The 9014-nt window shown below is 67.8% G+C and carries 10 protein-coding genes and 1 tRNA gene; 10 read left to right on the plus strand and 1 reads right to left on the minus strand.

Features of this window, described 5'->3' with window-relative positions; translation table 11 throughout:
- Positions 1-24: 24 nt before the first annotated feature.
- Positions 25-711: a ribulose-phosphate 3-epimerase gene (gene rpe / locus ACE3RQ_RS12020; RefSeq protein WP_374522243.1), complete on the plus strand. Its 687-nt coding sequence runs from the start codon at positions 25-27 to the stop codon at positions 709-711.
- 44 nt (positions 712-755) lie between these two features.
- The gene (gph, locus tag ACE3RQ_RS12025; RefSeq protein WP_374522255.1) at positions 756-1406 is read left to right on the plus strand and encodes a phosphoglycolate phosphatase; all 651 of its coding nucleotides are present in this window, start codon (positions 756-758) and stop codon (positions 1404-1406) included.
- On the opposite strand, the gene ACE3RQ_RS12030 is transcribed toward gph, so the two are convergent.
- Positions 1386-1931, minus strand: a complete 546-nt coding sequence (locus ACE3RQ_RS12030) for a chalcone isomerase family protein (RefSeq protein ID WP_374522256.1) — start codon at positions 1929-1931, stop codon at positions 1386-1388. The two genes, gph and ACE3RQ_RS12030, sit on opposite strands and share 21 nt — an antisense overlap.
- A 446-nt stretch (positions 1932-2377) precedes the next feature.
- Here ACE3RQ_RS12030 and trpE point away from each other — a divergent pair, with 446 nt between their 5' ends.
- The 8 genes from trpE to ACE3RQ_RS12070 all read left to right on the plus strand — a co-directional run bounded on the left by trpE (position 2378) and on the right by ACE3RQ_RS12070 (position 8935).
- Complete coding sequence (trpE, locus tag ACE3RQ_RS12035) at positions 2378-3877, plus strand: anthranilate synthase component I (RefSeq protein WP_374522244.1); 1500 nt, start codon at positions 2378-2380, stop codon at positions 3875-3877.
- Entirely contained in the window at positions 3874-4473 is a 600-nt protein-coding gene (locus tag ACE3RQ_RS12040; RefSeq protein ID WP_374522245.1) for an aminodeoxychorismate/anthranilate synthase component II, read from the plus strand. Before trpE ends, ACE3RQ_RS12040 begins: the two co-directional genes overlap by 4 nt.
- Positions 4474-4544: 71 nt before the next feature.
- Positions 4545-5555, plus strand: a complete 1011-nt coding sequence (ltaE, locus tag ACE3RQ_RS12045; RefSeq protein ID WP_374522257.1) for a low-specificity L-threonine aldolase — start codon at positions 4545-4547, stop codon at positions 5553-5555.
- Positions 5556-5564: 9 nt separating this feature from the next.
- Positions 5565-6203 carry a LysE family translocator gene (locus tag ACE3RQ_RS12050; RefSeq protein ID WP_374522246.1) on the plus strand — a complete coding sequence of 213 codons (639 nt, stop codon included), beginning with the start codon at positions 5565-5567 and terminating at the stop codon, positions 6201-6203.
- A gap of 12 nt (positions 6204-6215) precedes the next feature.
- Entirely contained in the window at positions 6216-7259 is a 1044-nt protein-coding gene (trpD, locus tag ACE3RQ_RS12055; protein ID WP_374522247.1) for an anthranilate phosphoribosyltransferase, read from the plus strand.
- A 14-nt stretch (positions 7260-7273) separates the two neighbouring features.
- The gene (trpC, locus tag ACE3RQ_RS12060) at positions 7274-8074 is read left to right on the plus strand and encodes an indole-3-glycerol phosphate synthase TrpC (protein WP_374522248.1); all 801 of its coding nucleotides are present in this window, start codon (positions 7274-7276) and stop codon (positions 8072-8074) included.
- 7 nt (positions 8075-8081) lie between these two features.
- Positions 8082-8783, plus strand: coding sequence for a uracil-DNA glycosylase (locus tag ACE3RQ_RS12065; RefSeq protein ID WP_374522249.1), 702 nt, complete (start codon positions 8082-8084; stop codon positions 8781-8783).
- Positions 8784-8849: 66 nt separating this feature from the next.
- Positions 8850-8935: transfer RNA gene (locus ACE3RQ_RS12070), tRNA-Tyr, on the plus strand.
- Positions 8936-9014 lie beyond the last annotated feature (79 nt).

Genomic DNA, 9014 nt, shown 5'->3' on the forward strand with positions numbered 1-9014 from the left:
CCACCCGCCGCACCGGTTTTCGCCATGTCACAAGCCCCCACCTACCGCATCGCCCCTTCCATTCTCTCAGCCGACTTCGCCCGCCTGGGCGAGGAAGTGCGCAACGTGGTGGCCGCCGGCGCCGACTGGATTCACTTTGACGTGATGGACAACCACTACGTGCCCAACCTCACCTTCGGCCCCATGGTGTGCCAAGCGCTCAAGCCTCACGCCAAGAAGCCAGACGGCACGCCGGTGCCCATCGACGTGCACCTGATGATCCAGCCGGTGGACGCGCTGGCCAGCGCCTTCATTGACGCCGGCGCCGACCTCATCAGCTTCCACCCCGACGCGAGCGCCCACGTGCACCGCAGCGTGCAGGCCATCAAGGCACGCGGCTGCAAGGCCGGCCTCACCTTCAACCCGGCGCAGCCGCTGGACGTGCTCGACTGGCTCATCGACGACATCGACCTCATCCTCATCATGAGCGTCAACCCCGGCTTTGGCGGGCAGAGCTTCATCGACTCGGCCCTGCGCAAGATCGAGCAGGCGAGAAAGCGCATCGAGGCCTCGGGCAAGGACATCCGCCTGGAGGTGGACGGCGGCATCAAACCCGACAACATCCGCCGCGTGGCCGATGCCGGAGCCGACACCTTCGTGGCCGGCAGCGCCATCTTCGGCAAGCCCGACTACAAGGCCGTGATCGACCAGATGCGGGTGGCCCTGGCGTGAGGCTGAGCGACATCCAGGCCGTCATCGTTGACCTCGACGGCACCATGGTGGACACCCTCGGCGATTTCGAGGTGGCCCTCAACCGCATGCTGGCCGAGCTGCAACTGCCGCCCATTGACCGCGCCCTAGTGGAGCGCACCGTGGGCAAAGGCTCCGAGCACCTGATCCGCAGCGTGCTGGCGCACCAGCTCCAGCGCATCGACCCCACCACCGAGGGCAGCACCTGCCCGGCGGTGCAGCCCGAGGCCCTCTACGAGCAGGCCTGGCGCTCCTACCAGGCCCACTACCGCGCCATTAACGGCCGCTTCTCCGAGGTGTACGACGGCGTGCGCGAGGGCCTGCAAGCCCTGCGAGAGGCCGGTCTGCCGCTGGCCTGCCTCACCAACAAGCCGCGCGCCTTCGCCACCGATCTGCTGCAAGCCAAGGGCCTGTCGGGCTATTTCGCCTGCGTGTTCGGTGGCGACAGCTTCGAGCGCAAGAAGCCCGACCCGCTGCCCCTGCTCAAGACCTGCGAGGCCCTGGGCACGGTGCCCGCGCGCACCCTGATGGTGGGCGATTCCGAGAACGACGGCCTGGCCGCGCGCGCGGCCGGTTGCCCGGTGGCGCTGGTCACCTACGGCTACAACCACGGCCAGCCGATCGAGCGCGCCCCGCACGACCGGCTCATTGCCTCGTTAGCGGAGCTGCTGGCCTGAGCTGGCGCGGGCCTTGCCCAGCAAGGCCTCTTTGAGTTGCCAGTCGGCGGGCTTGGGGCCCAGCCAGATGCGCAGCAAGGCGTTGAAGAACTCAGGCTCCTTGAAGGGCGCGCCTTCCACCTGGCCCTTTACCGTGAGCACCGTGCCGGTGCCGGGAATCCAGTCCAGCACGAAGGTCTCGCCGGTGTGCAGTTTCTTGTGCTTGCTGAACACCTCGCTCATGCGCATCACGCCGGGGATGAGCTTGGCGAATTCGCTGCGCTCCATGTTGTCCTCCATGCCACGCGAGAACAGCTTGCCCAGCTCGGCCGAGGCGATGTCTCGCAGCATGGTGATGGCCATGCGCTTCGGGCCTGGCGCGCCCAGCACCGCCTCGGGGGTCTCGGCCTTCTGCCCCAGGTAGAGGGCCGCGGTGTACACCTGAAACACCGCCTTGTAGCGAATGCCGGCGCCGTTGAGCGCCAGTGGGCTGCCGGTGAGGGTGATGCGCTCGTCGATCTTCACCCCGCCGACCTCGGCGGCCATGGTCCCGGTCCACGGCAACAGCAGGGCGCCCAGGGCCAAGGCGCGAACCCAGCGGTGAAAGGTGAGGGGTGTGGGAGGCGATGCGGAGTGGGGCATGCGGCCATTGTTCCGAGGCCTGCCGCCAGCCGACAGGGGGAAGGGCCTTAGAACCAAAGCCCTCTGCGGGTGGGCCACGGCGCCGCAGGCCGTTTGTTATAGTGCGGCCACCATGTTGCTGTCCCGCACGTTTTTCTGCAGTGTTCTGCCGCGCCGCCCTGGCCGGGGAGCCTGGCCCTGGCGTAAGCCAGCGTAAACGTGCACCTTCCCCCCTTCTGGGGTGTCCCGACCCCGCGTCGCGGCATCGCCCCAGCCCCGCCCGGACGGCCCGGCCGTCCACCCGCCCAGCAAAACCGCAGCCCCGTGTGAGCCCGTTCAGGCCCGCGGCGGGGTGGATGGAAAGAACAGACATGATCACCGAACTCGAATTCAAGAGCCTGGCGCAGCAAGGCTACAACCGCATTCCCCTGATGCTCGAGGCCTTCGCCGACCTCGAAACCCCTCTCTCCCTGTACCTCAAGCTGGCCCACGGTCGTGGCGATGGCAAGCACAGCTTCCTGCTCGAATCGGTGGTGGGCGGCGAGCGCTTCGGCCGCTACAGCTTCATCGGCCTGCCAGCCCGCACTCTGTTGCGCGCCAGTGGCTTTGGCGAGCAGGCCAAGACCGAGGTGGTGCGCGATGGCGTGGTGGTGGAAACCGCGCACGGCAATCCGCTGGACTTCATCGCCGCCTACCAGCAGCGCTTCAAGGTGGCGCTGCGCCCCGGCCTGCCGCGCTTCTGCGGCGGCCTGGCCGGCTACTTCGGCTACGACGCCGTGCGCTACATCGAGAAGAAGCTGGAGAACACTTGCCCGCCCGATACCCTGGGCACGCCCGACATCCTGCTGCTGCAGTGCGAAGAGCTGGCCGTCATCGACAACCTCTCGGGCAAGCTCTACCTCATTGTCTATGCCGACCCGGCCCAGCCCGAGGCCTACAGCGTCGCCAAGAAGCGCCTGCGCGAACTGAAGGAAGCCCTGAAGTACTCGGTGGCCGCGCCGGTGGTGAAGGCAAGCACCAGCCACCCGCCCGAGCGCAGCTTCGCCAAGGACGACTACCTCAAGGCGGTGGAGCGCGCCAAGGAGCTGATCGCCGCGGGCGATTTCATGCAGGTGCAAGTGGGCCAGCGCATCCAGAAGCGCTACACCGAATCGCCCCTGAGCCTGTACCGCGCGCTGCGCTCGCTCAACCCCTCGCCCTACATGTACTACTACCACTTCGGGGATTTCCACGTGGTGGGGGCGTCGCCCGAGATCCTGGTGCGCCAGGAGCACACGGAAGAGGGCCAGAAGGTCATCATCCGCCCGCTGGCCGGCACCCGCCCGCGCGGCGCCACGCCCGAGAAGGACAAGGCCGCCGAGGTGGAGCTGATCAACGACCCGAAGGAGCGCGCCGAGCACGTGATGCTGATTGACCTGGCGCGCAACGACATCGGGCGCATCGCCAAGATCGGTTCGGTCAAGGTGACCGAAGCTTTCGTGGTGGAGCGCTACAGCCACGTGATGCACATCGTGAGCAACGTGGAAGGCATCCTGCAAGACGGCATGAGCAACATGGACGTGCTCAAGGCCACCTTCCCTGCCGGCACCCTGACAGGCGCGCCCAAGGTGCACGCCATGGAGCTGATCGACCAGCTTGAGCCCACCAAGCGCGGCCTGTACGGCGGCGCTTGCGGCTACATCAGCTTCGCCGGCGACATGGACGTGGCCATCGCGATTCGCACCGGCATCATCAAAGACCAGACGCTCTACGTGCAGGCCGCTGCCGGCGTGGTGGCTGACTCGGTGCCCGAGATGGAGTGGAGAGAAACCGAACACAAGGCCCGTGCGCTGCTGCGCGCGGCCGAACTCGTCGAGGAGGGCCTGGAATGAGCGCCAAGAAACTGCAAGTCCTCATGGTGGACAACTACGACTCGTTCACCTTCAACATCGTGCAATACCTCGGCGAGCTGGGGGCTGAGGTGACCGTGGTGCGCAACGACGAGGTCACGGTGGACGAGCTGCAGCGCCGCTTTGACGCGGGCCAGATCGACCGCCTGGTGATCTCGCCCGGCCCGTGCTCGCCGGCCGAGGCCGGCATCTCGGTGCCCGCCATCCGCCACTTCGCGGGCAAACTGCCCATCCTGGGCGTGTGCCTGGGGCACCAGAGCATTGGCGCCGCCTTTGGCGGCACCATCGTGCGGGCCCGCGAACTGATGCACGGCAAGACCAGCCAGATCACCACCACGCAGCAGGGCGTGTTCGCCGACCTGCCGCGCCAGTTCACCGTGAACCGCTACCACTCGCTGGCCATTCGCCGTGACGATTGCCCGGCCGACCTGGAGATCACCGCCTGGACGGACGACGGCGAGATCATGGGCGTGCGCCACAAGACCCTGCCCATCCAGGGTGTGCAGTTCCACCCCGAGAGCATCCTCACCGAGCACGGCCACGCCATGCTGCGCAACTTCCTGGAGCAGAAGCCGTGAATGGCCGCGCCGCCGAGCCGTCCCGTGTCGTTGACCTGCGCAGCGACACCGTCACCCGCCCCACGGCGGCCATGCGCGAGGCCATGCTGGCCGCGCCCTTGGGTGACGACGTGTTCGGCGACGACCCCACGGTGAATGCCCTGCAAGAGCGCATCGCCGCGCTCACCGGCAAGGAAGCGGCGCTGTTCATGCCCAGCGGCACGCAGAGCAACCTGTGCGCCATGATGGCCCACTGCGAACGTGGCGACGAGTACCTCGTGGGCCAGCTGGCCCACACCTACCGCTACGAAGGCGGCGGAGCGGCGGTGCTGGGCAGCATCCAGCCGCAGCCGCTGGCACAAGACGCGCAGGGGCGCATGGCGCTGGCCGACATCGAGGCGGCCATCAAGCCCATCGCCCCCCACTTTGCCCGCACCCGGCTGCTGTGCCTGGAAAACACCTGGAACGGCCACCCCATGCCGCCCGACTACCTGCAGCAGGCCACTGCGCTGGCCCGTCGCCACGGTCTGGCGGTGCACCTCGATGGCGCGCGCGTGTTCAACGTGGCCGTGGCCCGCGGGGGGGACCCGTTCGCCGCGCTGCTCGACATCGTTGGCTTGTTCGACAGCGTCTCAGTGTGCTTCAGCAAGAGCCTGGGCGCGCCGGTGGGCTCTGCCCTGTGCGGCTCGCGCGAGTTGATCGACCGCGCCCGGCGCTGGCGCAAGGTGCTGGGTGGCGGCATGCGCCAGTCGGGCCTTCTGGCCGCAGCCGCCCTGCACGCACTCGATCACCACGTGCACCGCCTGGTCAACGATCACGCCCTGGCGCAGCGCCTGGCCGACGGCCTGGCCGGCATTGACGGCCTGAGCGTTCGCTCGGCGCAGACCAACATCGTCTTCCTGGACGTGGCCAACGGCCTGGGCCCCAGCCTGCTGGCGCACCTGGAACGCCGGGGCGTGCTGGCCACCGGCCTGATCGGCCTGCGCTTCGTCACCCACCTGGACGTGGAGGTCGCCGGCATCGACCGCACCGTGGCCGCCGTGCGCGAGTTCATGGCCGACCCCACCGGGGCCGGCGCCACCCCAGCCACCGGCGTTTACTGAGGAGTCGCCATGCCCGAGCTGCCGCAACTTCTGTTGTTCATCGCGGCTGGCTGGCTGCTCAACCTCACGCCGGGGCCTGATGTGCTCTGCATCGTCAACCACGCCCTGCGTGGCGGCGTGCGGCCGGGCGTGGCCGCGGCACTGGGCATCGTCAGCGGCTGCTTCGTGCACGTGGTGGCCGCGGCGGTGGGCGTGAGCGCCCTGCTGGCCACCTCGGCCACCGCCTTCACCGTGCTCAAGTGGGTGGGGGCGGCCTATCTGGTGTTCATGGGCGTGCGCCTGCTGCGTTCGCGGCCCTCGCCCCTGGCCGTGGCGCCTGCCCTGGCGGTGCCCTCGTTGTGGCGCGTTTACCAGCGCGGCTTTCTCACCAACGTGCTCAACCCCAAGGTGGCGCTGTTCTTCCTAGCCTTCGTGCCGCAGTTCATTCCGCCCGATGCGCCCCACAAGGCCTGGACCTTTCTGGTCCTGGGCCTGATCTTCAACCTCAATTCCCTGCCCATCAACCTGGGCTACGCCTGGCTGGCCGCTTGGGCCGCCCGCCGCCTGGACGCCGTCCAGAAGGCCATGCACTGGCTCGACCGCGCCGCCGGCCTCATGTTTCTGGGATTCGGTCTGCGCCTGGCCATGACCGATCACCCCGCCTCTTAAGGAGAACCTTTCATGCCCGAACGTCACCAGATCACGCCGCAGGAAGCGCTGCAGCGCACCATCGAACACCGCGAGATCTTTCACGACGAAATGCTGCACCTCATGCGGCTCATCATGGGGGGCGAGATGTCGCCCGTGATGGTGGCCGCGCTCATCACCGGCCTGCGCGTGAAGAAGGAAACCATCGGCGAAATCACCGCCGCCGCGCAGGTGATGCGCGAGTTTTCCACCAAGGTGGACGTGGCCGACAAAACCCACCTGGTGGACATCGTGGGCACGGGTGGCGACGGCTCCAACACCTTCAACATCTCCACCTGCAGCATGTTCGTGGCCGCCGCCGCCGGTGCGCGCGTGAGCAAGCACGGCGGGCGCAGCGTCTCCAGCAAGAGCGGCAGCGCCGACGTGCTCGACAGCCTGGGCGTGAACATCAACCTCAAGCCCGAGCAGATCGCCCGCAGCATTGCCGAGGTGGGCGTTGGCTTCATGTTCGCGCCCAACCACCACCCGGCCATGAAGAACGTGGCCCCGGTGCGCAAGGAACTGGGCATCAAGACCATCTTCAACATCCTGGGCCCGCTCACCAACCCGGCCGGTGCACCCAACATCCTCATGGGCGTGTTCCACCCCGACCTGGTGGGCATTCAGGTGCGCGCGCTGCAACGCCTGGGCGCCGAGCACGCGGTGGTGGTGTATGGCCGAGACGGCATGGACGAGGTCTCGCTGGGCGCGGCCACCATGGTGGGCGAGCTGCGCAACGGCGAGATCGCCGAGTACGAAATCCACCCGGAAGACTTCGGCCTGACCATGGCCAGCAGCCGCACCCTGCGCGTGGACACGCCCGAGGCTTCGCGCGAGATGCTGCTGGGCGTGCTGCAGCGCCGCGACGACCCGGCCCTCAAGGCCCCCACCGACATCGTGGTGCTCAACGCGGGCGTGGCGCTGTACGCCGCCAACGTGGTGCCCGACATGGCCGCCGGGGTGGCCCTGGCGCGCCGCACCCTGGAATCGGGCGCGGCCCTGGCCAAGCTCGAACAACTCAAGGCCTTCGCCGCCTGAGCAGGAGAACACCCATGAGCGACATCCTGAACCAGATCGTGGCGGTCAAGCACCAAGAAGTGGCCGCCGCGCAGAAAAAGAAGCCCATGGAGGCCGTGCGCTTTGATGCCGAGAGCCGCTTGCTCACGCGCGATTTCGAGGGCGCCCTGCGCGCCAAGATCGCCGCTGGGCAAGCCGCAGTCATCGCCGAGGTGAAAAAGGCCAGCCCCAGCAAGGGCGTGCTGCGCGCCGATTTCATCCCCGCTGACATTGCCCAGAGCTACGCCGAGGGCGACGGCCGCACCAGCGCGGCCTGCCTGTCGGTGCTGACCGACCGCCAGTTCTTCCAGGGCAGCCCCGACTACCTCAAGCAGGCCCGCGCCAGTTGCGACCTGCCGGTGCTGCGCAAGGATTTCATGGTGGACCCGTATCAGGTGTACGAGGCCCGGGCCATGGGCGCCGACTGCATCCTGCTCATCGTTGCTTGCCTTGACGACGCGAAGATGGCCGACCTGGAGGCCATCGCCCTTGGCCTGAACATGGCGGTGCTGGTGGAGGTGCACGACCGCGACGAACTGCATCGGGCGCTCAAGCTCAAGACGCCGCTGGTGGGCATCAACAACCGCAACCTGCGCACCTTCGAGGTCTCGCTGCAGACCACGCTGGGCATGCTGTCCGATGTGCCCGCCGACCGCCTGCTGGTCACCGAGTCGGGCATCCTCACCCGCGCCGACGTGCAAACCATGCGCGAAGCCGGCGTGAACGCCTTCCTGGTGGGCGAGGCCTTCATGCGGGAGCCCGAGCCGGGCCTGGCGCTGGCTGAGTTGTTCGGGTGAGGCGGGCGTGTTTGACGAACGCTTGACCTTGGCCAACGCCGATGCGTGGCCAGTGCGCCCTGGGTGGGCGCCGGTGGTGGCGCCCTTCTGGCAATCGGGGGTCGGTCAAGGGCTGCAAGCCTTTCTGGCCCAGCGCCTGGCCGCTGGCGCGGTGGTGTACCCGCCCGAACCCCTGCGCGCCCTGGCGCTCACCGATCCCGCCGAGGTGCGCGTGGTGATCCTGGGGCAAGACCCTTATCACGGTGCCGGCCAGGCAGAAGGCCTGGCCTTCTCGGTGGCGCCGGGCGTGGCACCGCCCCCCAGTCTTCGCAACATCCAGGCCGAGATTCAGCGCGACGTGGGAGGCCCCACGCCCACCAACGGCTCCCTTGTGCGCTGGGCAGAGCAGGGCGTGTTGCTGCTCAATACCTGCCTCACCGTTGAAGAGGGCCAGCCTGCCAGCCACGCCGGTCAGGGCTGGGAGGTGCTGACCGACGCGCTCATCCGTCACTGCAGCGACGCCGGCGGCGAGAAGGCCTTTCTGCTCTGGGGCGCGCACGCCCAGAAAAAACGCCCCCTGCTCGATGGCGATCGCCATCTCGTGCTTTGCGCCAACCACCCGTCCCCGTTGTCGGCCCGCCGAGGTCCGGTGCCGTTCATCGGTTGCGGCCATTTAGGGGCGGTGAACGCTTGGCTGAGCGCCCGCCACCAGCCGCCAATCCGCTGGTGACGCATCGGCACATCAAAAGACTGCGCCAATGTCAAAAAACCGTGGCATAATCTAAGGCTTCGCGACGGAGGGGTGCCCGAGTGGCTAAAGGGGGCAGACTGTAAATCTGTTGGCTTACGCCTACGCTGGTTCGAATCCAGCCCCCTCCACCAGCGATCGATGTGACATGTCAGCCAGGCGGGAGTAGTTCAATGGTAGAACCCCAGCCTTCCAAGCTGATGACGCGGGTTC

It is taken from the genome of Hydrogenophaga sp. (genome assembly GCF_041913525.1).
Classification (GTDB): Bacteria; Pseudomonadota; Gammaproteobacteria; order Burkholderiales; family Burkholderiaceae_C; genus Hydrogenophaga.

Bases quoted from the DNA above. Each gene is read 5' to 3' on its own strand.
- rpe (WP_374522243.1), top strand. From the start codon at position 25: ATGTCACAAGCCCCCACCTACCGCATCGCCCCTTCCATTCTCTCAGCC.
- gph (WP_374522255.1), top strand. From the start codon at position 756: ATGGTGGACACCCTCGGCGATTTCGAGGTGGCCCTCAACCGCATGCTG.
- ACE3RQ_RS12030 (WP_374522256.1), bottom strand. From the start codon at position 1,931: ATGGCCGCCGAGGTCGGCGGGGTGAAGATCGACGAGCGCATCACCCTC.
- trpE (WP_374522244.1), top strand. From the start codon at position 2,378: ATGATCACCGAACTCGAATTCAAGAGCCTGGCGCAGCAAGGCTACAAC.
- ACE3RQ_RS12040 (WP_374522245.1), top strand. From the start codon at position 3,874: ATGAGCGCCAAGAAACTGCAAGTCCTCATGGTGGACAACTACGACTCG.
- ltaE (WP_374522257.1), top strand. From the start codon at position 4,545: ATGCGCGAGGCCATGCTGGCCGCGCCCTTGGGTGACGACGTGTTCGGC.
- ACE3RQ_RS12050 (WP_374522246.1), top strand. From the start codon at position 5,565: ATGCCCGAGCTGCCGCAACTTCTGTTGTTCATCGCGGCTGGCTGGCTG.
- trpD (WP_374522247.1), top strand. From the start codon at position 6,216: ATGCCCGAACGTCACCAGATCACGCCGCAGGAAGCGCTGCAGCGCACC.
- trpC (WP_374522248.1), top strand. From the start codon at position 7,274: ATGAGCGACATCCTGAACCAGATCGTGGCGGTCAAGCACCAAGAAGTG.